Origin of the sequence: Arthrobacter sp. IK3 (assembly GCF_051337705.1) — a bacterium.
Classification (GTDB): domain Bacteria; phylum Actinomycetota; class Actinomycetes; order Actinomycetales; family Micrococcaceae; genus Arthrobacter_B; species Arthrobacter_B koreensis.
On sequence record NZ_JBPPSW010000005.1, the window covers coordinates 208,641 to 233,321 of the forward strand.

A 24,681-nucleotide genomic window follows, 5' to 3' on the forward strand; every position below is an offset into this window, starting at 1 on the left:
CAACGACAATAAACCGCAGATGCGTTCATTTCCACTTGGTGTGGGGATATATGCGGACACCCGGCGGCGGGAAGACCCTACGGTGGACTATGGAAAGGACAAGGGCGGCGGCATGGACGCAGACCGGGAGCTTCTCATACGGTTCACCGCGCAGCTTCAGCAGGCGGGCTGTGTCTTTGCTGCCGAAGAAGCGGGCCTGATTCTCCGCGGCGGAGCCACGGTGAACGACGCCGAGTCCATGCTCCGGCGCCGGCTCACCGGCGAGCCGCTTGAGTATGTGCTTGGCTGGGCAGCGTTCATGGGCCGGCGCGTACGCGTGATGCCCGGTGTCTTCATACCCCGCCCGCGGACCGAGTTCCTCGCCGTTGCGGCCCTCGAGTCCGCAAGAGGGCGGGCCGCCCCGGTGATACTGGACCTCTGCTGCGGCGCCGGCGCGCTGAGTTCCGTCTTCGCCGCTGACCTGCCGGATGCCGAGCTGTACGCCGCTGACCTTGCGCCGGAGGCTGTGGCCGCTGCCCGGATGAACCTGGGGACACGGGTTCCGGTGTACCAGAGTGACCTGTTCACTGCCCTGCCACGGCATCTGCACGGCAGGATAGACATCATCGTGGCCAACGCACCCTACGTCCCCACGGAACAGCTGCCCTTCCTCCCCCGCGAAGCGCGCCTCCACGAACCTGCCGCCGCACTGGACGGCGGCAGGCAGGGACTGGAAGTGCTCCGCCGGATAGCGGCGCAGGCTCCTGTCTGGTTGGGCAAGGACGGGCAACTGCTGGTTGAGTGCAGCGCCGGACAGGCACCGGACCTGGCAGCGGACGTTAGCGCCGCAGGGTTCCAACCGTTGATCCGGACCGACCCTGACACGGCCACGGCCGTGGTTTCCGGCACACTGGCGCAGCGGATCGTTTAGACGGCTGGCTGCCCGGTTTCCTTAACGGAACCGCCGTCCATATCCGATCCTGTTCCGGCCCCGGACGTTGCTGCAGGTTCCAGCGCGGCACCGCCCTCCACTGCCGGGTCCGGGGCCCGGTGGGCGGCGAGGAACTCGGCGATCCGGTTCACGGCGTCGCGGATGTCTTCCTCCGCCGGCAGGATGACGAACCGGAAATGGTCCGGATCCGGCCAGTGGAACGCGGTTCCCTGCGAGACGAGGATCTTCTGCTCCTCCAACAGGTCCAGGACAAACTGCTCGTCGTCGTCGAACGGGTACATGGCGCGGTCCAGCTTCGGGAACAGGTACATCGCGCCTGACGCAGGCACGCAACTGACGCCGGGAATCCCGTTGAGCAGCCGGCAGGCAAGGTCGCTCTGCTCTGCGAGCCGTCCGCCCGGCTTCACGAGGTCATTGATGCTCTGGTATCCGCCCAGGGACGTCTGGATTGCGTGCTGGGCCGGAACATTGGCGCACAGCCGCAGTGAAGCCAGCAGGTCCAGCGATTCCCGGTAACCTGCGGTATCGGCACGCTTGCCGGTCAGTGCCACCCAGCCGGCCCGGTAACCGGGCATCCGGTACGCCTTGGACAGTCCGGAGAACGTCAGTACGGGAAGGTCGCCTGCCACGGATGCGGTGTGGATATGCTCTGCTCCCCGGTAGACGATTTTCTCGTAGATCTCATCTGAAAAGAGCACGAGGTTGTGGCGCCGGGCCAGGTTGGCAAACTGCTCCAGGATCTCCCGCGGATAGACGGCGCCGGTGGGGTTGTTCGGGTTGATGATCACGATCGCGCGGGTGCGGTCGCTGATCTTGGCTTCAACATCAGCCATGTCCGGCCACCACTGGTTGGATTCGTCGCAGGCGTAGTGCACAGCTTCACCGCCGGACAGCATCACCGACGCGGTCCAGAGCGGGTAGTCGGGTGCGGGAATCAGTACCTGGTCCCCGGGCTCCAGGAAGGCCTGCAGCGTCATCGAAATCAGTTCGCTGACGCCGTTTCCAACCCAGATGTCCTCCACGCCGATCTGCATCAGGCCGCGGGTCTGGTAGTACTGCGAAATAGCGGTACGCGCGGAGTAGATACCCTTGGAGTCGCTGTAGCCCTGGGCTCCGCGCAGGTGGTGGATCATGTCCACCACAATCGATTCCGGGGCCTCCAGCCCAAAGGGTGCCGGATCCCCCAGATTCATCTTCAGGATCCGCTGCCCCGCCGCCTCCATCTGCTTGGCGACCGCCTGGACCGGCCCCCTCAGGTCATAACGGATGTTCTGCAAACGGCTTGAATTCTGCATAGGGGGCATGTTCGGATTTTCCCACCGCCGGGCCCCGCCGCAAAACCGGCCCCGGAACCTGAGCTTCGAGTGGGGGCGAACCCCAAACCTTAGGCTGTGCGGGCGGCCGCGTCTCCCACATCCGCAGCCGCTTCCCGGACGCCGCGGATCCGGTCGTACAGGACCGAGAACAGCAGGCCAAGCACTACGGCTATGAGGATGATGACGCCCATCCCGATCAGTCCCGCCTGCAGGCCGGCGGAGGCTTCGGCGTCGTAATAGAGAATTGCCTTATTGGCGATCGTCATCTGGTAAAGCGGTTCACCGCGGGCTATGAACGCGAAAAACCCCGGCAGGGTTTCCAGCGGTACCACGCCGGTGGCGGCCGGAAGGCCCATGAACACCACATAGATCAGGGAGAGCACCATGCCGGCGCTGCCAAAGATCGTAATCAGGGCGAACGTCACCGCCGACACCGTGACGATGGATAGCCAGGTGCTGAAGAAGAACCAGCCACCGTGCGGAAGGGGCATGCCAACGGCGTTGGCAACCCACATCATCAGTCCGGCGGTCGGCAGGCCTGCGAGGACGGCGATGCCCCACTTGAGCAGGAACACCGACCAGCGCGCCGGAAGCAGTTTGGGCCCCAGGACGTAGCGGGCGCCCAGTTCCACGGGCAGCACCCCTACGCGCGAGTCCACCAGGAAGTGCAGCGTCACCGAACCGCTGAGGCCAACCACCATCAGCAGGACGGAATAGAAGAAAGCACCCATCCCGAGCGCGGCACCATTCGGTGGTTTCTGGAACGCACCCTCGGTGATCTGGATCGGATTGCGCAGCACCTCTGCGGAGGTCCCGTCGATTTTCGGGGCCAGCTGCTCCTGCACCTGCGCCGGGACTCCGGCCTCTGCCAGCTCGGCACTCTGGCGTTCGGTTGCCGCACCCTGGGCCTGGCGCGCCGTGTCCTCCAGCTGCTCGCCCAGGCTGATGCTGGCCTGCTGCAGCGCCGGTTCGACGGCGTCTGCCGCAAGTTCGCTGGCCAGCGGGCTCGCCAGCGGATTGGTGTAGAGCATGATCTCCGGCCGGCTGGCCGCGCCGTCGGTCAACGACGAGGAAACCAGCGAGACGGCGGCTTCCGAGAAATCCTCCTCGACCACCACCGCGGCGAAGACCTGCCCGGTGCGCAGCTGGTGCTGGGCCTCATCCCAACTCAACGGCCGCAGTTCAATCTTGTCCGTCTTGGCGAAGTCCGCCTCCATGGTGCTGGTGATGTTTTCGCCGAAGTTTTCCTGCCCGCTGGGGGTCTCAGCTCCCTGGTCCCGGTTTACGACGGCCACCGGCAGGTGGTTGAGGTTGCTCTCCGGGCTGCCCAGCCCACCGATATACAGTGCGGAGCCGGCCCCGCCCAGGAGGAGCAGGACCAGCAGCGGGAGAAGCCAGGTGCGCGGTGAGAAATAGGCTCCGGCCCTGCTGCCCTGGTAGCGGGTGCCTGAGGTGGGTTCTGTGCCGCGGTGTGAGTGTGGTTCGTGAGCGGGCATGGGAACTACCTCCCGGGATGCCGCGCGGTGTCACCGCACGTTCCGAACGTTGGGGGAAGCACTGTCCCTATGAACGGTACGTCCGCCCGGGTCCGGCGCACAGGCTCGGCGAGCCGGAGGGCGCCTGCGCGGCAGAACTTTCTGCGCCTGGTTTGCTGTGGCTAGGCGCTCCCGTGCCTGCGATGGCGATGAGTCTCCTCCCCAGCCAGCTGCGCCAGGATCCTTTCGAGGCCGGCACGGTCTTCCTCGGAAAGTACGGCGAAGTACTCGTCTGCCTGGCGTGCCCGGTCTTCCCGGACTTCGGCGCGCATGCGGATGCCCTCGTCCGTCAGCGAGATCAGGGTGGCACGGCGGTCGGACGGGTCCGGTCCGCGCTGCACCAGTCTCTTGGCCTCCAACTGGTCCACCACTTCCGTGGCCGACCGGGGTGCGATGCGCAGGCTTTCCGCCAGGTCCTTGAGCCGGAGGCCGCCGTCGTTCCCGCTTCGCGCCACAGCGTTCAGTGCCCGGAATTGGTGCGGCGTCAGGTTGAACGGTGCCAGCTGCTTCATCCACCGGCCTCTCAGGCCACGGAAGGCGGTGTGCATCAGCTCGCCCAGGGTGGATGAATCTACGGAGGAGTGCGGCATGTTCCTCAGTTTAGCCATTCGGTGAGCAGCCACACTGTGAGGTAGCCCCAGTACGGGCGCGCTATCTGCTGCCAGTTCCGAGTTCTGCCCGCAGTTGTAAGCGGCAGCAGAACTGCAAACCGGTCGATTCCCTGCGAACTGTCGTACTCTGCGGGCCGCAGCGGCTGGCGCAGGACCTCGTGTGACACCGCACCCACATGTGCCCATAAACCACATAATGAGGTAACCTCTACATATCCGATCGAATGCAGCCACCGCTGCGGCGGAATGCACTAGGAGGACCCTTTGGCCCACAACAACAACCGTGATCACGCGGGCACCGGCATGTCCGACGGCCCCGGCGCCGTCCCCGGAACCTCCGGACCGGGCGGCGGAGGCGGCGGCCGCGGACCCGCACGGCTGAACCCGGCGGATTCGAAACAACTCACACGCCATCCCGTCAGCCTGCGCCGTATCGCGGCACTGTTCGTTCCGCACAAGCGGACGATCGCCGTCGTCATTGCACTGATCTCTGCGGCATCCGTAGTCAACCTTGCGCAGCCGTTCCTGGTCCGTGCAGTCATCGACGATGCGCTGCCAGGCCAGGACCTCCGGCTGCTGGTGATCCTTACCGCATCCATGGTGGGCGTTGCCGCCCTCACCAGCGCGATCGGTGTCGTCCAGACCTGGCTGGCCACCAAAATGGGCCAGCAGGTGATGCATACCCTGAGGGTGCAGCTCTTCACCCACCTGCAGGCGCAGTCGCTCGGTTTCTTCACCCGCACCCGCGGCGGTGAGGTCCAGTCCCGCCTCACCCATGACATCTCCGGCATGCAGTCCGTGGTCACGACGACGGCGACGGGCGTGGCAGCCAATCTGACCACAACCATCGCTACTTCGGCTGCGATGGTGGCCCTCTCCCCCGGGCTCAGCCTGATCTCCCTGGTGGTGCTGCCGCCGGCCATCTGGCTTTCCCGCAAGGTGGCGAAGCTGCGGCGCACGGTCACCGACGAACGCCAGCGCGAACTGGCCGCCCTGCACACCCAGGTGGAAGAGGGGCTCTCCGTCTCCGGAGTCCGCCTTGCCAAGACACTGGGCACCATCCCGCGTGACGCCCGGCGTTTCAGCGCCCGCTCGGAAAACCTCGTGGGACTTGAGCTGCGCAGCCAGCTCGCCGGCCGCTGGCGGATGGCCACCATGCAGGTGGTCTTCGCCGCGATTCCCGCGGTGATCTATCTGGCCGCAGGGTTCCCCGCCACCAGCGGCGGCATGACGATAGGAACGCTGGTCGCCTTCACGGGCCTGCAGGCGGCGGTCTTCCGGCCCGTAATGGGCCTGCTGGACATCGGCGTCCAGTGGGTGACCGCACTGGCCTTCTTCAGCCGTATCTTTGAGTACCTGGATCTCGAGCCGCAGCTCAAGGCACCAGCGCACCCGGTACGGCTGGAACCGCGACTGGTCCGCGGCGAGGTGCGCTTCGAGGACGTGGAGTTTGCCTACGACGGCGGTGCACCGGTTCTGCACGGAATCAGCCTCACGCTGGTGCCCGGAACCACCACCGCCGTGGTGGGAGCCACCGGCTCAGGCAAGTCCACCCTTGCCTCGCTGGTGCCGCGGCTGAACGATCCCAGCCGCGGGCGGGTCCTCCTTGACGGCGTGGATGTGGCGCAGCTGGCCCCCGAGGACCTGTCCCGGATAGTTGGGGTAGTCTCCCAGGAGACGTACCTGATCCACGCTTCGGTACGGGAGAACCTCCTGCTGGCCAAGCCGGACGCGACCGATGCGGAGCTGCTCCACGCGCTGGCGGCCGCACAGATCGCGGACACGGTGGGCGCCCTCCCGGACGGACTGGACACGCTGGTGGGAGCCCGCGGCCACCGCTTCTCCGGCGGCGAGCAGCAGCGCCTGGCAATCGCCCGGACCATCCTGCGCAATCCGCCGGTTCTGGTCCTGGACGAGGCAACCTCGGCGCTGGACAACAGCACTGAAGCCCAGGTTCAGCAGGCCCTGGAAAGGCTCACCGCCGGCCGCACCACGCTCACCATCGCCCACCGGCTCTCCACGGTGCAGAACGCTGACCAGGTGATGGTGCTCGACGCCGGTCGGATTGTCGAGCAGGGAACTCCCGCCGAACTCGGCGCTGCCGCAGGGCCGTTTGCCCGGCTGGCGGCCCGGCGCAGCGAGGCTCCCGCGCTCAGCTAGCGCGCTGGACCGGAGCACCGCCGTCGCGCGCCGGCTGGCCCGCCGGGGAGAGCGGGGCCCCCATCCCGGAGCGGCCGCTTCCGCCGAGGCGGGCGAGATAGCCGGCGAACCGGTGCAGGTCCTCCGTGGTCCATGAGCCCAGCACTGCCGGATCAAGCATGATCCCTGTCTGCACGGCAGTCACCCGGTCACTGGCGGCCGGCGTCAGCACCAGGACCCTCGCCCGCCTGTCGGCGGGGTCCGGCTGAACCTCGATGAGGCCCAGGGTCTCGAGCTGGCGCGACTGCCGGCTGATCACGCTCTTGTCCACCATGAGCAGGTCAGCCGCCGTCCCGGAGTGCAGCGGCCCGAAGCGCTTGAGCAGCTGGAGCGTCTTCAGCCCGAACAGGGACAGCGACGGATCCACTGCCCGGGCGGCCTCACGCATCCGTGTCCGGACCACCTCGGTGAGCAGGCGCAGGTTCGATTCGACCTCACGCAGCGCCCGCTCACGGGAGGGCTGCTCCGGACTCATTGTGCGGGGCGCTCCCCATCCGGCTGCCCGGACGGCGAGGACGGATCGACCAACGCAACGGACCCCGTCGCAACAGCTGAGAGGGCATTCTCCGCAGGCTCGTCCTCCCGGGCAGCAGCACCGGCGGCCTTCTTGAGCTGCACGGCATTCTGGCGGCCCAGCTGGGCGTTCGGCAGGAAGATCACCGCTACCAGGGTGACCACGGCCAGCGGCACGCTGTACATAAACACATGTCCGACGCCGACTCCGTAGGCGCTTTCCACCAGGGCGGCAATCGCGGACGGCAGTTCGGAGATCTTCGGGATGGTACCGCTGCCCAGGGCTGCCGCGGCCGCAGCCTGGTCTGCGGGGGCGAGGGCGGTGATGCCGTCCTTGATGCGGGAGGACACAATCGTGCCCAGCACCGAGCCCAGGACGGAAACACCCACCGTTCCGCCGAGGCTGCGGAAGAAGGTAACGGCGCTCGTGGCAACACCGAGGTTCTTCACCTCGATTGAATTCTGGACCACCAGCACAAGATTCTGCATGAGCATGCCCAGGCCCGCACCGAGGACAGCCATGTAGATTCCCACCAGCACGAGGCTGGTTTCATACGTCAGAGTGCCCAGCAGGATGGTTCCCAGCACGGTGAGCACGCCACCGGAGATCATGATGGCCTTCCACTTGCCGGTCCGGCTGATGATCCCGCCAAACAGGGTGGACGCGATCAGCAAGCCGGCCATCATGGGAATGGTCAGCAGGCCGGACTGAGTCGGCGTGGCACCGCGGGCCAGCTGCATGTACTGGGCCAGGAACACGGAGGTGCCGAACATCGACACGCCCACCGAGATGCTGGCGACCACGGCAAGGGTGAACGTGCGGTTCTTGAACATGGACAGGGGGATGATCGGTTCCGGGGACTTGAACTCCACCAGCACGGCTGCAATCAGGAGGACTGCCGAACCGGCGACCATCAGGAAGGAAGCCAGGGAGGCCCACTCGAACTGGTTGCCCGCGAGCGTCACCCAGATCATCAGCAGGGATACGCCGCCGGCGATCAGCACGGCTCCCAGGTAGTCAATGTGGACCTTGCGCTTGGCGTGCCGGGGCAGGTGCAGGGTGAGCTGCAGCAGGATGATGGCCGCGATCGCCACGGGAAGGGCGATGAAGAAGTTCCAGCGCCAGCCAAAGGCATCGGTTACGACGCCGCCAAGCAGCGGCCCGCCGACGGTTCCCACAGCCATGACGGCACCAAACAGGCCCGCGTACTTGCCGCGGTCACGCGGGCTGATGATGTCCGCCATGATGATCTGGCTCAGCGCTGCGAGCCCGCCGGCACCCAGGCCCTGCAGGACACGGAAAACAATGAGCGTTCCGGTGTCCTGGGAGAAACCGGCCAGCGCAGAACCGAGCACAAAGATGCCCAGGGCCAGCTGGATGAGCAGTTTCCGGTTGAACAGGTCAGCGAACTTTCCCCACAGCGGCGTAGAGACCGTCGTTGCGAGCAGCGTTCCGGTGACCACCCAGGTGTAGGCCGACTGGTCGCCGTCGAGATCCGAGATGATCAGCGGCAGCGACGTGGACACCACGGTTCCGGCGAGGATCGAAACGAACATCCCCAGGAGCAGTCCGGACAGGGACTCCAGCACCTGGCGGTGGGTCATGGATCCGTCGGGTGAGACCGTGCGGCGTGTTTTCTTCGCTTTTTCCTGCTGTTCCGGCGGGGTTGTGGGGGCATTAACTGCGGGGGGCATCGGACTCCTGCTGATAGTTGATTTAGGTCAACTATACAAGTGGTTGCCTTAGACAACTAGTTTCGTGCCGAAGAACACAGCGTGCCCTTCCAGGACAGCTGTGGCAGTCCCCCTGCAACGTTGCTGCCGGACCGCAGGTAGGGTCTCTAGTACTGGCAACTTTCAAGGAAAGGACCCGCCCGTGGTCTCCATCGCCTGGTTCCGCGACGACCTGCGCACGGCGGACAATCCCGCGCTGCTCGCCGCAGCCCAGGACGGCAGTGCCGTGGCCGTCTACGTCCTGGACGAGGAGTCCCCGGGAATCCGCCCGCTCGGAGCCGCGGCGAAATGGTGGCTCCACCACGCATTGCAGACCCTGGGCGCTGACCTCGCGTCCCTCAACATTCCACTGGTACTCCTGCGCGGCCCCGCGGGGGAAGCCATTCCAGCCTTCGCCAGTGAATCAGGCGCCGGCAACCTCTACTGGAACCGCCGCTACGGAGGCCCGGAACGGGAAGTGGACTCCGCGGTCAAGGAATGGGCAGCCGGAGAGGATGTCCACGCGGAGAGCTTCCAGGCTTCCCTGCTGCACGAACCCTGGACCGTCCGCACAGGGCAGGGCGGTCCGTACCGGGTGTTCACCCCGTTCTGGCGCGCCCTCTCCGCCCAGGATTTCCGGGCCCCGCTGGATGCCCCCGCAAAAGCCGGCCGCCCGCCGTCGGCCCTCCCCTCCGGCGATGACCTGGACAGCTGGGAGCTGCTGCCAAAGCACCCGGACTGGACCGCCGGACTGGCGGAGGCATGGACGCCGGGCGAATCGGCCGGGCTGGGTGCCCTCGAAGATTTCCTCGACGGACCGGTCCAGGACTACGACGACGGCAGGGACCGTCCGGCGAAGCCTGGAACCAGCCGCCTCTCCCCCTACCTGAGGTGGGGCCACGTCAGCCCGTTCCAGGTCTGGCATGCACTGGCGCAGGTGCGCGGGAACGGGCCGGGCCCTGACGTGTTCGGCACGGAAATCGGCTGGCGCGAGTTCTGCTGGCACCAGCTCTTCCACAACCCGGACCTGGCCACCCGGAACCTGCGGCCGGCCTTCGACGGGTTTCCCTGGGACCAACCGCAGGGTGCCGCAGTCACCCCTTCCATACTGCGCGCCCCCGGGCTGGACGCCGGGTCCCGTCCGGAGAACCTGGAACCGCTGGATGCGTGGAAGGCCGGACTGACCGGGATTCCGCTGGTAGACGCCGGCCAGCGGCAGCTCTGGACCATGGGCTGGATGCACAACCGGGTACGAATGGTGGCGGCCAGCTTCCTGATCAAGAACCTGGGTATCCACTGGCGGGTGGGCGAGGAGTGGTTCTGGGAAACCCTCGTGGATGCAGACCCAGCGAGCAACCCGGCGAACTGGCAGTGGGTTGCCGGGTCCGGTGCGGATGCCGCTCCCTTCTTCCGCATCTTCAACCCGGAGACGCAGGCAAAGCGGTTTGATCCAGAGGGCGCCTACATCTCCCAGTGGGTGCCCGATGCCCTGTTGCCGGGTTACCCCGAACCACTGGTGGACCTGAAGGAATCACGGCAGCATGCGCTGGACGCTTACGAGAGCATCCGCTGACCCGCTCCCCAAAGCCGTCCTAACAGCACTTGTATGGCCGAATGCCCTATCGGCGGACGTGCCGGCCGGGCTACTTTTGGCTGGACATCAACCGTCCAGCCATGGAGGCAAGGATGTCCCGGGATCGGGCTGGCACTCAGGACGGAGCGGTCCGCACGCGCCGCGCCACCGTTGAGGCAGCCTTCGACTGGGGGTTCTTCGTGTTCGGCGGGCTGGCGGCTATCTGGTTTGCCGTACTGCTCCTGGACGAAAGCCTCAGCTTCCGGCGGCTCTGGTTCCTGGTGTTCTTCTGGGCCGCACTGGCCTACCTCGTGCTGCCGCGGCTGCACAGGATCCTGACCAGCATCTACATACCGGACTACTTCATGGGCCGCACCCGGACCAGTGACGGGCTGTTCGGCGACCCGGTTAACCTCGCGTTCAACGGAAACGCCGGGCAGCTCCATGCGCTGATGCGCAGCGCCGGCTGGACCGAGGCGGACCCGGTGGATTTTGCCAGCAGCCGAAAGATCATCACCTCCACCCTCTTCCGCCGCAGCTACGACGCGGCACCGGTCTCACCGCTCTTCCTGTTCGGACGCCAGCAGGACTTCGCCTACCAGCAGGAAGTGGACGGCAATCCCGGCAAACGGCACCACATCCGCTTTTGGAAGTGCCCGGACGGCTGGAAGCTGCCCGGGGGAATCGCCGTCGACTGGCTGGCTGCCGCTTCCTATGACCGGGCCGTTGGACTCTCCTACTTCACGCTGCAGGTGACCCACCGGATCAGCCCGGATGTGGACCATGAACGGGACCACGTCGTTGAATCCGTCCTGGCAGCCTCCGGGGAGGTTTCCCTGACGGTCATCCAGGACTTTTCCTCGGGCTATCACTCACGCAACGGCGGCGGGGACAGCATCCGCACCGACGGAAACCTGCCTGTCCTCGACGTCGGCGCCGTGCGCGGTGCCTATCAGGACCAGTCCGGCGGCAGACGGACGCGCCACCGGGCCGGACGTCCGGCACCGATTGTGGTGGGCGCGGTGCTAATCCTGCTGCGCGTGGCTGCCGCGCTGGCCGTAGCCGGACTGCTTTTTACCGGATCCGCGGAACGGACCTGGGTGGCAGACCTTGCCGGGGATGACCGCGAACTGTTTGCCGCCGCAGACGTGTATGTACCGGCTGGCATCGTCCTGCTGGTGTTCTCCGCGTTTGAAGGCATGCTGGCACTGCTGGTGGTGCGCGGAACCAACTGGGCCCGGATCACAGCGATGGTCCTGAGTTCGATCTCCATCATCCTGCAGGGCGCAACGTTTATCGCGGGTGATCCGGACCAGGTCCTGCAAAGCGAGCGGCCGGCCTATGCGCTGGACGTGCTCATCCTCCTAGCCCTTTCAAGCGACCGGGCCCGGAAGTTCTCCCACCTTAAGCGAAAGGGCAGAAACGGCTCGTTTCAGCGTTCAAACGAGCCGTTTCTGCCCTTTCGGCGGGGGGATTGAATCCCCGGACAGCACTAGCTGAGCTTGGAAGCCACCAGCGCGGTGAGGTCCACCAGACGGGAGGAGTAACCCCACTCGTTGTCGTACCAGCCAACGATCTTCACCTGGTTGCCCTGCACCTTGGTCAGGCCCGAGTCAAAGATGCAGGATGCCGGATCCCCGACGATGTCCGAGGAGACAATCGGATCCTCGGTGTAGGTGAGGATGCCGGACCAGCGGTCCGAAGCGGCTGCGGCACGGAAAGCCTCATTCACTTCCTCGGCAGTGGTTTCGCGGCTGACCGTAACGGTCAGGTCCGTGGCAGAACCCGTGGGAACCGGAACGCGCATGGCGTAGCCGTCCAGCTTCCCCTTCAGCTCCGGAAGGACGACGCCGATGGCCTTGGCTGCGCCGGTGGACGTGGGGATCACGTTCAGGGCTGCGGCGCGGGCGCGGCGGAGGTCCCGGTGCGGGGAATCCTGGAGGTTCTGGTCTGCCGTGTAGGCGTGGATGGTGGTCATCAGGCCCTGCTCAATGCCGAATTCACGGTTGAGCACGTCTGCCATCGGGGCCAGGCAGTTGGTGGTGCAGGAAGCGTTGGAGATGATGTTGTGCTTCTCGGCGTCGTAATCGCCGTCGTTCACGCCCATCACTACGGTGAAGTCCTCATCCTTCGCGGGAGCGGAGATCAGGACCTTCTTCGCGCCGGCGGAAATGTGCTTCCCGGCGTCGGCTGCCTTGGTGAACAGGCCCGTGGATTCGATGACGATGTCCACTCCCAGCTCAGCCCACGGCAGGCTGCCCGGATCACGTTCGGCGAGGACCTTGATGGTCTGGTTTCCAACCTTGATGTCGCCGTCCACCACGCGTACGTCTTCAGCGAGGCGGCCCGCAACCGAGTCGTACTTCAGCAGGTGCGCCAGCTGCTCCGGATCTGCCAGGTCATTGACCGCAACAACGGTAAAACCGTTCTCGCTCTGCAGCGCGGCGCGGAGGAAGTTGCGCCCGATGCGGCCAAAACCGTTGATTCCAACTCGAATACTCACAAGGGCCTCCTGAAGGCGTGGGGACTAAATTTAGAGACTAAATATATGAACTAGTACAATTATGCTGTTATTCCCGCCACTCGTCAAAGGGGCCCTAACTTTGGATGTTTCTGCCAGCACTCCGCAGCTGCTGCGCCGCACCAACCTGCGCTCAGTCCTTGACGTGCTGCGCACCGTACCGTCCGCTACGGGAACGGACCTGATCCAGGCCACGGGCCTCACGCGCGCCACGGTCATCGCCGTCTGCGACGATCTCATTGCCCGCGGCTGGGCACGGGAGGCCGCGTCTCCCCGCGCAGGAGGGCAGAAGGGGCGGCCCGCACGGCGGTTCGAATTCAATGAGAGCGCCGGTTTTGTCCTGGGGCTCGACGTCGGCCTGGCCACCGTACGCGTTGTAGTCTCCGATCTCGCCGGAAACGTCGTGGGTGGAACCGAGTCCCGTTTCCCCTACCACGGAGGTACACCGGCTGACCGGCGGTCCGCGGTTATCGCGGCTACGCGGGACGCACTGGCGGACGCCGGCGTGCCGGCTGCAAGCGTCCTGGCCGTTGCCCTGGGAATCGCCGCCCAGGTCACTCCGGAGGGCACCATCGCCCCCGGGCAGGAACTGGCACCCATGTTCGATCTTGGCCTGACGCAGGAATTCGCCGAAGGATTCGGTTGGCCGGTCCTGGTGGAGAATGACGCGAAGCTGGCTGCCCTCGCCGAGCGCTGGCGGGGAATCGGTGCGGATGAAAGCAACCTGGCCGTCATCCTTGCAGGTGAACGCCTCGGTACGGGAGTCATCGAATCCGGCAGGCTGGTCCACGGCGCCCTGGGCCGGGCGGGAACCATGGGAGGCCTTGAACTGGTTGAGGGCGTAGGCAACCAGGACGGCATTGCCAAGCTGGCACGCCACTGGGGCACGGCGGCACTGGACGCCGGGCACGAGGGAATGATCCGTGCCCTGGTCGGTGAACATACGAACCGTGTCTCGGCTCGTTACGTCTTCGAGGCAGCCGCCGCCGGGGACGAAACCGCAGCGCAGATCCTGGACCGGATCGCCAGGCGCATGGCCCGGGTCCTGGCGCTGGTCTCCACCTTCTTCGACCCTCGGCTCATAGTCATTGGCGGCGCTGTGGCCGCCTCGGCCACGGCACTGCTCCCCGGCATGACCGACGAACTTGCCCGGTACGTGCCGGACCCGCCGCGCCTGGCAGTTTCCGAACTGGGCGAAATGCTGGTTGCCACCGGAGCCGTCCGGCTGGCGCTTGACCATGTGGAGGCACGGCTGCTTGACCTGAGGCCGGGCAACGGCACTGCTCCTTCCCCGGAGGCGGTACCCTCCGCCTAGACTTGCCGTGCACTGCCACGGGCACAGCGGAGGAGAAATGGAAACCCTAACGCGTACCGAGCTGCTCCTACGCCGGACCGGGAGCCAGGCGCTGGGCACGCAGGCGCAGGCCGCAAGCCCTGAAGCCGCCGTCGGGCGTCTTTTTGCTCTCCAGGGCCAGGACCTGCCCGGTGTCCTGTGGTCGCTGGGCCTTCGCAGCGGCGCTACCCAGGAGCAGGTCCGGACAGCATTCGACTCGGGCGCCCTGGTCCGTACCTGGCCGTTCCGCGGCACGCTGCACGTGCTCGCGGCCGAGGACGTGCACTGGCTGCTGGCCATGACAGCGGAACGGACACTCCGCTCCGCTGCCCGGCGGCGTGCGGAACTTGGGCTCGATGACCGGACCGTGGAACAGGCGCGGGCCGTGGCCCGGGATGCCTTGGCGGACCGCAGCGCGCTGGGCCGGAAGGAGCTGCTGGCCCGGTTCGAAGGCGCGGGAATCCGAACGTCCGGGCAGCGCGGCTATCACCTGCTGTGGCACCTTTCGGTCTCCGGCACCACAGTGCTTGGGCCGTTCAAGGGCGCCGAGCAGCAGTTCGTCCTGCTCGAGGAGTGGGTGCCGCGGCGTCGCGGCCTCGAGGGCGATGCGGCGCTGGCTGAGGTGGTCCGGCGGTATTTCCGTGGCCGTTCCCCCGCCACTGCCGCTGACCTCGCCTGGTGGACCAAGCTTCCGGTCACCGCCATTCGGCGCGGTATTGCCGCGTGCGGGAACGGGCTGGAGGAAGTGGAATACGACGGCGGCGTCCACTGGCAGCCTGTCCCGCCCGTGACCGAGGAGACGCGGATGAGGACAGCCGTGCTGCTTCCGGGTTTCGATGAGTACCTGCTGGGCTACACGGACCGCAGCGCTGCGCTGGCTGCAGAGCATGCACCGTTGACCGTGCCGGGCAGCAACGGTGTCTTCAAGCCAACGCTGGTACTGCGCGGCCGGATCTCAGGTGTGTGGTCCCGCAAAACCTCCCGGGCCTCCACCGAGGTCACTGTGCACCCCTTCCGTCCGCTCAACGGCCGCGGCTGGAAAGCCGTCGAAGCGGCAGCCCTCGGTTACGGGCAGTTCCTCGGCACTCCGGTGACGCTCCGGCGGGCCTGAACCCCGGAATTCCGGCAGTGAACCGGCCCCGGCACCGAGGAGGGGAAGTTCAGCGCAGCCGGGACAGCAGGGCGTCCAGGACCTGGGCCTGGCCCTTAACCAGTTTGAGCCGGGCTTCAGGGATACTAAACCACCCGGCCCGGTCCACTTCCGGGAAGTCCCGGACGTTGCCCGATCCGGCGGGCAGCTCGACGGCAAAGGTGTTGCTGTGGACGGCTCTGCCGGGGAAGTCGGCGGCGGCCGTGAAAACCGTGACGGATTTGGCCGACGATTGCCGGAAGGTGCCCAGCAGGTCATATTCCGCCGCCGGAGCCGCCCAGCCCATTTCCTCCCCGAACTCGCGGAGGGCTGCCGCGAGCGGATCCTCCGGAGCAGCGAATTCACCCTTGGGTATGGACCAGGCGTGCTCATCACGGCGGGCCCAGAAGGGTCCGCCCATATGGGCAATCCACACATCAACGCCGCATTCGTCCCCCGCGGCGCGCTCCCCGTCCTCGCGGTACAGCAGGATTCCGGCACTGGTGCGCATGCTGCTGTGTCCTTTCCCTGTCTACGAGGAACACCAGTCTAGAAGCTCCCCGGCCGGGCGGGGCATTCGCACCATGGCGCAGCCATTTGGCACGAGCCCCCTGTTTCACATGGGTGCACATGCCTACGCTGGTGCGGTGCCCCTGAATCCCGGGAAGCTTCCGCCCCTCGTGAACCGCCGGACTGCGCTTGCGGCCTTCGGAGCCATGGCAGCGGCCGGACTGACGGCGTGCAGCGGAACGGAAGCGGCGCCGGCGCCCCGTCCGTCGTCACCGCAGGCACCCTCCCCGGCCCCGAACGCGCCCGAGCCGCTGCCCGCCGCCGCCGAGCCTCCCCCGCCGCCCGCTCCGCCCGTCTACGTGCCGGACTATCAGCTCCCGCCAGCGGTGGATGGCTTCGCGCCGGTGGTCAGCCGGATACCCACCAACCATCCGGTGGTCTTCCTGACCATCGACGACGGCATGGTCCGTACTCCCGAAGCCCTCGCGCTGGTCAAGGAATACAACTATCCGGCGTCCATCTTCCTGGCCAGGACGTTCGTGGAGGCCGATCCCCTCTACTTCGCCCAGTTTCCCTTCGTCCGGATCCAGAACCACACCCTGCACCATGACACGCAGATGGCCTACCGGATGGGCTACGACCAGCTGTACGGGGAAATCGCGGGCATGCAGGACTATGTGGCCGAGCATTTCGGCCGGGTTCCCACCCTGTTCCGGCCGCCCGGCGGCGCGTACTCGGCCGCCATGCAGCAGGCTGCCGCGGCTGCCGGCTTGAAGGCCATCATTACCTGGGAAGCCAAGGCCAGTGCCGGCTCCATGCAGTACCAGGTGGGCACCGCCCTGCGTCCCGGCGACATTGTCCTGATGCACTTCCGGCCGGAATTCGCAGCGGACCTGAACGCCTTCCGCGCCGCCCAGCAGGCGGCCGGCCTGGACGTCATCCTGCTGGAGGACTTCCTGGGCGTCTAGTGCCTCCGGCTAACCCTCCAGCATGGCCACGGACCGGTTCCACAGGTCCAGGGCCAGTGCATGGTCACCTGCCAGCCTGTTCGCCCGTGCAGGTTTGGACCGCACGAAATACCTGCCGGTAGGGTAATCGGACCCCGGTGTGCCCTCGGCGAGGAACACCAGGGTCTGTGCACCCTTTTCCGGGCTCTGCAGGAACCGGCCAAGGATTCCCTGGTAGACAGAGCGCATGGCGGATCCCTCGGCACTGGAGAAACCGGACGCTATGACTCCGGGGTGGAAGGCCGTGGAGGTTGCCCCCGCGGCGCGGTAGCGGCGGTCAAACTCCTCGGTGAAGAGGATCTGCTCCAGTTTCGAGTTCCCGTAGGCCCGCTGCGGGGTGTAGTTCCTTTGCTCTTCCAGGTCCGTGATATCCAGCTTGGCGAAGAGCCGGTTCGCGGCGCTGGAGGTATTGATGACGGTTCCCCGTGAGTCGAGCAGGCGGTTGGTCAACAGCCGGGTCAGCAGGAACGGGGCCAAATAGTTCACCTGGAACGTCATCTCGTGTCCGTCAGCAGTGACCTGGCGTTCCTTCCCGAAGATGGCTCCGGCATTGTTGGCCAGCACGTCGATCCGGGGATAGCGCTGCAGCAGGTCGGAGGCGAGACTGCGGACCTGGCTGAGGTCGGCGAAGTCAGCGGTGAAGTATTCACTGCCAATGTCCTCGGCGACTGCAGCGGTCTTCTCTAGCGATCGCCCCACCGGGACAACATGGTGCCCGTCCGCGGCGAGCCGCCGCGCGGCTGCCGCGCCCACGCCGTCGGACGCGCCGGTGATCACGATGGTCTTGGGAGCCACACGGGCCTGCTTTCGTTGAATTGCCGGGACTGGCTCACCATAGCGGTGTCCGGCCGGGCACCGGTAGCCGGTGCCCGGCTTTTCGCCCACAGCCTTACGACGCCGGGCGGCGGCGCCAGTAGGCAGCCATCAGCGCGCCGGACACGTTGTGCCACACCGAGAAGACGGCCGCAGGGAGGGCCGCCTCCGGACTGAAGTACTCCCGGGCGAGTCCCGCTGCCAGACCCGAGTTCTGCATCCCCACCTCAACGCCCATGGTGCGCCGGGACGGCACCGGAAGCCGAAACAGGCGTGCGGCACCGTACCCAAGTCCCAGCCCGAGTCCGTTGTGGAGGACGACGGCCAGCAGAATCAGCCACCCGGCGGTCAGGATGGCTGCCGCGCTTCCGGCCACCACGGCCACTACCACGAAGGTAATCGCCGCGACGGAAACCCAGGGCAGGACGGGAAGAACCCGGTCCACGGTCCGGGGCATGAGGTAACGGATCAGCAGGCCGACCAGCACCGGCACCAGGACAATCTGCACGATCGAAAGTGCCATTGAACCGGCGTCTACCGCCATGTACCGCCCGGCGAGCCACAGCGCCAGCAGCGGCGTGAACAGCGGCGCGAGCAGGGTGGAGACCGAGGTCATGGCAACCGAGAGCGCCACGTTTCCGCGGGCCAGGTACGTCACGACGTTTGAGGCAGTACCACCCGGTGCACACCCGACCAGGATGACGCCGGCAGCAAGTTCAGGGGGAAGCCGCAGCGCCCAGGCGATGCCCAGGCCAAGCAGCGGCATGATCAGGAACTGCGCCACCACGCCCAGCAGCACAGGCAGCGGCTGGCGGACCACCATGGCGAAGTCCGGCAGGGTCAGGGTCAGGCCCATGCCGAACATGATCACCATGAGCCCGGGATTGATCAGCGGGGCAAGTGACGTGAATGGATCCGGAAAAGCCAGGGCCACCGCTCCCCCGGCGAGGATCAGCAGCGGAAAGATCGTTACGGCTATGCGCGCACTGCGCTCTTCAGCTGCCTGGACTGGCTGCGGGACGGCGGTCTTCGGGTTGCCGGGCATGGCCAATATGCTGGCACAGCCCGTTGCCTGGCGGTGGAAGACTCGCCGCCGCGGGTATGAGGGGCCGATCCGTGGCAGGATGCGGTTATGCCTGAACGCCTGATGCTCCTTGATACGGCCTCGCTGTACTTCCGCGCCTTTTACGGGCTCCCGGATTCACTTCGTCGCCCGGACGGGACGCCGGTCAATGCGGTGCGCGGACTGGCGGACATGATCGCCCGGCTCGTCGGCGAGTTCGAGCCCACCCATGTGGTTGCCTGCTGGGACGAGAACTGGCGTCCGCAGTGGCGGGTGGACCTGCTTCCGTCCTACAAGGAACACCGGGTTGCCCGCGCGGTAGCGGACGGCCCGGATATCGAGGAGGTTCCCGTCGCGCTCGAGGCCCAGATTCCGCTCATCAGGCAGGTCCTTAGCCTGGCTGGAATCGCCGTCGTCGGCGTCGCGGACCACGAGGCGGACGACGTGATCGGCAGCTACGCGGCACAGGCGTCCATGCCTGTGGACGTGGTCACCGGGGACCGGGACCTCTTCCAGGTCATCGACGACGCGGCAGGCGTACGGGTTCTCTACACCGCGGGCGGCATGAAGAACCTGAAAATCATGGACGACGCCGCCGTAGTCGCCAAATACCGCGTGCTTCCGGAGCAGTACGCGGACTACGCGACCCTGCGGGGCGACAGCTCCGACGGGCTGCCCGGTGTTTCCGGCATTGGGGAGAAGACTGCCTCCTCCCTGCTCGCGGAGTTCGGCAGCCTCGAGTCACTGCTCCAGGCCGCACAGGACGCCGACGGCGGTGTCTCCTCCGCCGTGCGGGCCAAACTGGCCGGGGCCCGGGAATACCTCGAGGCCGCGCCAACCGTCGTGCGGATTGTGCGCGGCCTCGAAGTGCCGTCTCTGGCGGAGGCCGGTGCCCGGCTGCAGCCTCCCGGCAAAGATGCCCGGGCCCGGCTAGAGGAACTGGCCGGGGAATGGAACCTCGGCAGCTCCATCAGCCGCCTGCTGAAGGCCCTGGACCCGGCCGCCTAGGACTGTGCCATTCAGTACTGCGCGATGAAGCGTCCGATGACGCCGCCGGCGCGCAGCTTGTCGATCGCATCCGGAATCTCGGCGTGGGTAATGATGTTCATCGGCGGGTTCAGTTTGCCGGACTTCATCAACTCGTAGAGAGCTTCAAGGTCTTCCTTGGTGCCTGACTTGGAGCCCTTGATGCTCAGCTGGTTGATGATGACCGGGTAGGTGTTGATGGTTGCTTCCAGCCGTCCCATGCCCACCTGGACCAGTGTTCCAAACTCGGCAAGGGTTTCGATGGCCTGGGACGTGGTGGTACCGAAACCGGCGTAGTCCACGATCAGGTCCAGTCCCTTGTCCTTGAACTCGGTGATGGACTCGGCCACGCCGGCCAGTCCGATCTCATCGGCGAGTTTGCGGGTTTCGGCGTTAATCTCCGCACCGTATACCTCGGCGCCGGAGAGCACAGCCACGCGGGCACCGATATAGCCGAGACCGCCGAGGCCGATGACGCCGACCTTCATCCCGGCCTTGGCTCCGCCGACTGCCATGATCGCGTGGTACGCAGTCAGGCCCGCATCGGTTGCCATTGCCGCCAGGTCGAACGGAACCTCGTCCGGAAGCTTCACCAGGTTGTCATCGGTGGCAACCAGCTTGGGCGCGAATCCGCCGTCCCATTTGCCGTAGCCCAGGGCATCGCCGTCGCTCATGACCGGGGCAAGACCCACCCGGTCACCGACCTTCCAGTGCTCCATGCCGGGGCCAACCTCGGTAATCACACCGGCGTTTTCGTGGCCCATGGTGCGCGGGAGTTCGAAGAACAGGGGCATCCATCCCGGATCATCCAGGGCAGTGACATCGGAGTGGCATACGCCTGCTGCCTTCACCTCGACGACCACCTGTCCGGGGCCGGCGTGGGGTTCGGGGACTTCGTTGAGTTCCAGGGGCTTGTTTGTGCCGGTGAACTGCCATGCCTTCATGGGGCGTCTCCTTTTCGTTCGGTTCAGTGGAGGCCCTGATCAAGATGCCTTCCACATTTTCACCCTACGCCCGCCGAACTGCCCGGCAAGGCCGTTCCGGCTGTGAAGAGCAGCACGCCGGTGCCGTTCTTCCTAACCGCCGCGGGATATCCTGCGGAGGAGACAATGACGCACGGACGGGGAGAAATGCACGAACAGCCCAGCACGCCGGCATCCGGTTTCCAGGTTCCCGTCCTTCCGTCCCAGCGGCGTGTTCTCGGCGTCCTGGTGGCGGGGCAGGTCCTGGGCGGAATCGGCATGGGAGCCACGCTGTCCCTGGGCGCCCTGCTGGCCGCGGCCCTGTCCGGCTCCCCGGCCTGGTCCGGCATGGCAGCGACCATGAGCACCCTGGGGGCGGCCGCGGCAGCAGTTCCACTGGCCCGGCTGGCGCAGGCACACGGACGCCGGGCGTCCCTGTCCACCGGCGCCCTGGTTTCCGCGGCCGGTGCAGTCACTGCAGTAGGGTCAGCCGTCGCGGGGTTCTTTCCGCTGCTGCTGGCAGGCCTGGCCCTGCTCGGGGCAGGCAGCGCCGTCAGCCTCCAGGCCCGCTTTGCCGCGGCGGATCTGTCGGAGCCGGGGACCCGCGGCAGGGACCTGTCCATCGTCCTATGGTCCACGACCATCGGTGCCGTTCTGGGCCCGAACCTCTTCGGCCCGGGAGAAGCGCTGGGTTCGGCTCTGGGCCTCCCACCACTGACCGGTGCCTTCGTCTTTTCCCTCGCGGCCCAGCTGGCGGCGGCGGCCGTGTACCTCGCCGGGCTGCGGCCGGACCCGCTGCTGGGGGTGAAGGCTCTTCGCGCCGCGGCGGCGGAAGCCTCCGGTGCCGCACCAGTGTCGAAGCGTTCCGGCCCGGCCGTACTGCGCGGCAACCCGGCGGCACGCTATGCGGTTGCGGCAATCGCGCTGAGCCATGCGGTGATGGTTGCCCTGATGTCCATGACGCCCGTGCACCTGAGCAGCCACGGTGCCGCCATCAGCGTGGTCGGGTTCACGATCAGCCTGCACATTGCCGGGATGTATGGGCTCTCGCCGGTCTTCGGGTGGCTCTCCGACAGTGCCGGGCGACGGAAAACCATCCTGCTGGGGCAGCTCCTGCTCCTGGGTGCGCTGCTGCTCGCCGGGACCGCTTCGGAGTCCACGGCCGCAGTCACGCTCAGCCTGATCCTGCTGGGACTGGGATGGTCCGCTTCCGTTGTCTCTGCGTCGGCACTGCTTTCGGACTCCGTGGATGTGCAGGAGCGCCCGGCGGTCCAGGGAATCTCGGATCTCGGGATGAATGCGGCGGGAGCCCTGGGCGGTGCCCTGGCTGGTCCGGTACTGGCCGCTGCGGGCTATTCCGGCCTTGGCTATGCCGCTGTGGCGCTGGTGGCCGTGGTGATTGCCTGGAGTGTTTTTGGTGCCCGAAGTGGGACTCGAACCCACACACCTTTCGATACTGCATTTTGAGTGCAGCGCGTCTGCCAATTCCGCCATTCGGGCAGGCCCTGTGACGTTGATCAAACGGATTGATTCCCCGTGTTGGGCGCGAAACCACTCTACATGCAGATAGGCTGTTTTCGTGAACTACCGGCAGCCACCGGTAGCGCCGTCGTCTTTCCAAGGAGCATCTGTGTCTGAGTCATCCGAGTCCGTACCGTCCAACACTCCCGCGCGGCGCGTCCTCGTTGCGGAGGACGAGACGCTGATCCGCCTGGACATCGTTGAGATCCTCACCGGCGAGGGTTACGAGGTTGTCGGCGAGGCGGACAACGGCGAGAAAGCCGTGCAGATGGCCACCGAGCTGAAGCCGGACCTGGTGCTCATGGACGTGAAGATGCCCGTCATGGACGGTATCAGCGCAGCCGAGGCGATCGTAAAGGCCCGCATTGCTCCAGTAGTGCTCCTGACCGCGTTCAGCCAGAAGGAACTTGTGGAGCGCGCCCGCGAGGCCGGTGCCATGGCCTACGTGGTGAAGCCCTTCACCCCTGCGGACCTGATTCCGGCGATCGAAATCGCGCTTTCCCGCCACGAAGAAATCAAGGCCCTGGAGAACGAGGTCACCGACCTCAAGGAGCAGTTCGCCACCCGCAAGCTGGTGGAGCGCGCCAAGTCGCTGCTAACCACCAAGATGGGTCTCACCGAGCCGGAGGCGTTCCGCTGGATCCAGAAGACGTCCATGGACCGCCGCCTGAGCATGCGCGAGGTTGCAGAAACCATCATCAACCAGGTCAACTAGTTTTCGGACCGCCCTGGGCGGTAAGGACGCGCAAAAGCCCCGCCGGGATAATTCCCGGCGGGGCTTTTGCGTGGACTGCGGGGTCCTAGATGGGCTTCGCCTTGCCCTTGTTGGCTTCCTTGACCGGCCAGGGACCAACCTTCTCCTTCTCACGGCGCCGCCCCTCACCCTGCTGCCCGGTGTCCGCAGCGTCACCGACGCGGTGCACCTTGATCAGGTTGGTGGAGCCGGCCTGTCCGGGAGGCGAACCGGCGGCGATGACCACCATGGCCTCTTCCTGGACGATCCCCTTTTCCAGGAGGGTCTGGTCAACCTGCTGCGTCATCTTGTCCGTATGCTCCACGAAGGGAACCAGCATCGGCTGGATGCCCCAGAACAGGGACATGTAGTTCAGCGTCGACTCGACCGGGGTGAAGGCAAACACCGGCTTCTTCGGGCGCAGGCGGGAAAGCCGGCGTGCGGAGTCGCCCGACTGGGTGAAGGTGCAGATGCACTCGGCGTCCAGCTGGTCCGCGATCTCGACGGCGGCCCGGGTGATGGCACCGCCGCGGGTACGCGGCTTGCTGCCCAGCGGGGGCACGCGGTTCAGGCCGTGCTCCTCAGTGGACTCGATGATGCGGGCCATCGTTTTGACGGTGTCAATCGGGTACTTACCCACGGAGGTCTCCCCGGAAAGCATGACGGCGTCGGCACCGTCCAGGACAGCGTTGGCGCAGTCGGACGCTTCGGCACGGGTGGGGCGCGGGCTCTCGATCATGGATTCGAGGACCTGGGTGGCCACGATGACAGGCTTGGCCCAGCGGCGTGCCAGTTCGATGGCGTTCTTCTGGACCAGCGGCACATCTTCGAGCGGCAGCTCCACACCGAGGTCGCCGCGGGCAACCATGATGGCGTCGAACGCGTCGATGATCTCTTCGATGGCGGCTACGGCCTGCGGCTTTTCGATCTTGGCGATGACCGGGATGCGGCGGCCTTCCTCGTCCATGATTTCGTGGACGCGTGCCACGTCGACGGCGTTGCGCACGAAGGAGAGGGCAACCATGTCCACGCCGCGGCGGATCGCCCAGCGGAGGTCTTCCTCGTCCTTGTCGCTCATGGCCGGGACGTTCACGGCAACGCCGGGGAGGTTGATGCCCTTGTTGTTGGAAACCGGTCCGGGAACGGTGACTTCGGTGACGACCTTGGTGTCGTCGACGGCCGTGGCACGCAGGCCGACCTTGCCGTCGTCGATCAGGAGGATGTCGCCTACGTTGACGTCTCCGGGCAGGCCCTTGTACGTCGTCGAGCACAGTGAAGCGGTGCCCGGAACGTCTTCGATGGTGATGGTGAACTCGTCACCGCGGTTCAGGTAATGCGGTCCGTCCGTGAACCGTCCCAGGCGGATCTTGGGACCCTGGAGATCGGCGAAGATGCCGACGGGCTTGCCGAGTTCCTCGGAGGCCCGGCGCACGTTCTCGTACGTGTTGTTGTGGACCGAATGGTCACCGTGGCTCATGTTCATGCGGGCTACGTCTACACCCGCACGAAGCACGGCTACGGTGTTTTCGTAACTGGCTATGGCAGGACCAAAAGTTGCAACGATCTTTGCGCGTCTCATATTTCCTAGCCTAGTCTCCTGAGTGGCTTTATGCAGTCCGGGACCCTCCTGGACGGCCTGCAGCAAAGGCGCCGGACGAAAGTGTCCGGCGCC

The 24,681-nt window shown here is 66.2% G+C and carries 20 protein-coding genes, 1 tRNA gene and 1 pseudogene; 10 read left to right on the forward strand and 12 right to left on the reverse strand.

What is annotated here, in order from left to right:
- Positions 1-19 precede the first annotated feature (19 nt).
- The gene (locus ACSLGO_RS08800; protein ID WP_436400940.1) at positions 20-910 is read left to right on the forward strand and encodes a putative protein N(5)-glutamine methyltransferase; all 891 of its coding nucleotides are present in this window, start codon (positions 20-22) and stop codon (positions 908-910) included.
- On the opposite strand, the gene ACSLGO_RS08805 is transcribed toward ACSLGO_RS08800, so the two are convergent.
- From ACSLGO_RS08805 to ACSLGO_RS08815, 3 genes are all read right to left on the reverse strand, one after another.
- Entirely contained in the window at positions 907-2,235 is a 1,329-nt protein-coding gene (locus ACSLGO_RS08805) for a pyridoxal phosphate-dependent aminotransferase (RefSeq protein WP_091605218.1), read from the reverse strand. The two genes, ACSLGO_RS08800 and ACSLGO_RS08805, sit on opposite strands and share 4 nt — an antisense overlap.
- 80 nt (positions 2,236-2,315) lie before the next feature.
- Positions 2,316-3,743, reverse strand: a complete 1,428-nt coding sequence (locus ACSLGO_RS08810) for a YhgE/Pip domain-containing protein (protein WP_263128892.1) — start codon at positions 3,741-3,743, stop codon at positions 2,316-2,318.
- A gap of 161 nt (positions 3,744-3,904) precedes the next feature.
- Positions 3,905-4,372: a MarR family winged helix-turn-helix transcriptional regulator gene (locus ACSLGO_RS08815; protein WP_436400941.1), complete on the reverse strand. Its 468-nt coding sequence runs from the start codon at positions 4,370-4,372 to the stop codon at positions 3,905-3,907.
- A gap of 324 nt (positions 4,373-4,696) precedes the next feature.
- Here ACSLGO_RS08815 and ACSLGO_RS08820 point away from each other — a divergent pair, with 324 nt between their 5' ends.
- Positions 4,697-6,553: an ABC transporter ATP-binding protein gene (locus ACSLGO_RS08820; protein WP_436400957.1), complete on the forward strand. Its 1,857-nt coding sequence runs from the start codon at positions 4,697-4,699 to the stop codon at positions 6,551-6,553.
- On the opposite strand, the gene ACSLGO_RS08825 is transcribed toward ACSLGO_RS08820, so the two are convergent.
- Both ACSLGO_RS08825 and ACSLGO_RS08830 read right to left on the reverse strand, forming a co-directional pair.
- Positions 6,546-7,067, reverse strand: a complete 522-nt coding sequence (locus tag ACSLGO_RS08825) for a MarR family winged helix-turn-helix transcriptional regulator (protein WP_152274385.1) — start codon at positions 7,065-7,067, stop codon at positions 6,546-6,548. The two genes, ACSLGO_RS08820 and ACSLGO_RS08825, sit on opposite strands and share 8 nt — an antisense overlap.
- On the reverse strand, positions 7,064-8,710 hold the full coding sequence (locus ACSLGO_RS08830) for an MDR family MFS transporter (RefSeq protein WP_091605950.1): 1,647 nt from the start codon (positions 8,708-8,710) through the stop codon (positions 7,064-7,066). Before ACSLGO_RS08830 ends, ACSLGO_RS08825 begins: the two co-directional genes overlap by 4 nt.
- A 271-nt stretch (positions 8,711-8,981) precedes the next feature.
- Here ACSLGO_RS08830 and ACSLGO_RS08835 point away from each other — a divergent pair, with 271 nt between their 5' ends.
- Positions 8,982-10,391, forward strand: a complete 1,410-nt coding sequence (locus tag ACSLGO_RS08835) for a cryptochrome/photolyase family protein (protein WP_436400942.1) — start codon at positions 8,982-8,984, stop codon at positions 10,389-10,391.
- A 113-nt stretch (positions 10,392-10,504) separates the two neighbouring features.
- Entirely contained in the window at positions 10,505-11,869 is a 1,365-nt protein-coding gene (locus tag ACSLGO_RS08840; RefSeq protein ID WP_436400943.1) for an LssY C-terminal domain-containing protein, read from the forward strand.
- A 14-nt stretch (positions 11,870-11,883) separates the two neighbouring features.
- Here the strand turns inward: ACSLGO_RS08840 and gap are convergent, their stop codons facing one another.
- Entirely contained in the window at positions 11,884-12,894 is a 1,011-nt protein-coding gene (gap, locus tag ACSLGO_RS08845; protein ID WP_277664668.1) for a type I glyceraldehyde-3-phosphate dehydrogenase, read from the reverse strand.
- A 100-nt stretch (positions 12,895-12,994) separates the two neighbouring features.
- Here gap and ACSLGO_RS08850 point away from each other — a divergent pair, with 100 nt between their 5' ends.
- Positions 12,995-14,227 (forward strand): ROK family protein, encoded by a 1,233-nt coding sequence (locus tag ACSLGO_RS08850; RefSeq protein ID WP_255300524.1) that lies wholly within the window; start codon positions 12,995-12,997, stop codon positions 14,225-14,227.
- Positions 14,228-14,264: 37 nt separating this feature from the next.
- Positions 14,265-15,356, forward strand: coding sequence for a winged helix DNA-binding domain-containing protein (locus ACSLGO_RS08855; protein ID WP_436400944.1), 1,092 nt, complete (start codon positions 14,265-14,267; stop codon positions 15,354-15,356).
- A 49-nt stretch (positions 15,357-15,405) separates the two neighbouring features.
- Here the strand turns inward: ACSLGO_RS08855 and ACSLGO_RS08860 are convergent, their stop codons facing one another.
- Positions 15,406-15,885, reverse strand: coding sequence for an NUDIX domain-containing protein (locus tag ACSLGO_RS08860; protein ID WP_386887486.1), 480 nt, complete (start codon positions 15,883-15,885; stop codon positions 15,406-15,408).
- A 136-nt stretch (positions 15,886-16,021) separates the two neighbouring features.
- Between ACSLGO_RS08860 and ACSLGO_RS08865 the strand changes: the two genes are divergently transcribed.
- Positions 16,022-16,852 carry a polysaccharide deacetylase family protein gene (locus ACSLGO_RS08865; RefSeq protein WP_433123548.1) on the forward strand — a complete coding sequence of 277 codons (831 nt, stop codon included), beginning with the start codon at positions 16,022-16,024 and terminating at the stop codon, positions 16,850-16,852.
- 9 nt (positions 16,853-16,861) lie between these two features.
- Here ACSLGO_RS08865 and ACSLGO_RS08870 read toward each other — a convergent pair whose 3' ends face one another.
- Entirely contained in the window at positions 16,862-17,686 is an 825-nt protein-coding gene (locus tag ACSLGO_RS08870) for an SDR family NAD(P)-dependent oxidoreductase (protein ID WP_386887490.1), read from the reverse strand.
- 94 nt (positions 17,687-17,780) lie between these two features.
- Positions 17,781-18,749, reverse strand: coding sequence for a bile acid:sodium symporter family protein (locus ACSLGO_RS08875; protein ID WP_436400945.1), 969 nt, complete (start codon positions 18,747-18,749; stop codon positions 17,781-17,783).
- A gap of 87 nt (positions 18,750-18,836) precedes the next feature.
- Between ACSLGO_RS08875 and ACSLGO_RS08880 the strand changes: the two genes are divergently transcribed.
- Positions 18,837-19,775: a 5'-3' exonuclease gene (locus tag ACSLGO_RS08880; RefSeq protein ID WP_419242775.1), complete on the forward strand. Its 939-nt coding sequence runs from the start codon at positions 18,837-18,839 to the stop codon at positions 19,773-19,775.
- Between the two features lie 11 nt (positions 19,776-19,786).
- On the opposite strand, the gene ACSLGO_RS08885 is transcribed toward ACSLGO_RS08880, so the two are convergent.
- Positions 19,787-20,737, reverse strand: coding sequence for a zinc-binding dehydrogenase (locus ACSLGO_RS08885; RefSeq protein WP_091605254.1), 951 nt, complete (start codon positions 20,735-20,737; stop codon positions 19,787-19,789).
- A 297-nt stretch (positions 20,738-21,034) separates the two neighbouring features.
- Between ACSLGO_RS08885 and ACSLGO_RS08890 the strand changes: the two are divergent.
- Positions 21,035-22,114: pseudogene (locus ACSLGO_RS08890) on the forward strand (MFS transporter); the annotation flags it as partial.
- A gap of 56 nt (positions 22,115-22,170) precedes the next feature.
- On the opposite strand, the gene ACSLGO_RS08895 reads toward ACSLGO_RS08890, so the two are convergent.
- Positions 22,171-22,255 (reverse strand) — tRNA-Leu (locus ACSLGO_RS08895).
- A 130-nt stretch (positions 22,256-22,385) separates the two neighbouring features.
- Between ACSLGO_RS08895 and ACSLGO_RS08900 the strand changes: the two genes are divergently transcribed.
- Complete coding sequence (locus ACSLGO_RS08900; protein ID WP_091605257.1) at positions 22,386-22,991, forward strand: ANTAR domain-containing response regulator; 606 nt, start codon at positions 22,386-22,388, stop codon at positions 22,989-22,991.
- Between the two features lie 85 nt (positions 22,992-23,076).
- On the opposite strand, the gene pyk is transcribed toward ACSLGO_RS08900, so the two are convergent.
- Positions 23,077-24,588, reverse strand: coding sequence for a pyruvate kinase (gene pyk, locus ACSLGO_RS08905; protein WP_091605259.1), 1,512 nt, complete (start codon positions 24,586-24,588; stop codon positions 23,077-23,079).
- Positions 24,589-24,681: the final 93 nt, after the last annotated feature.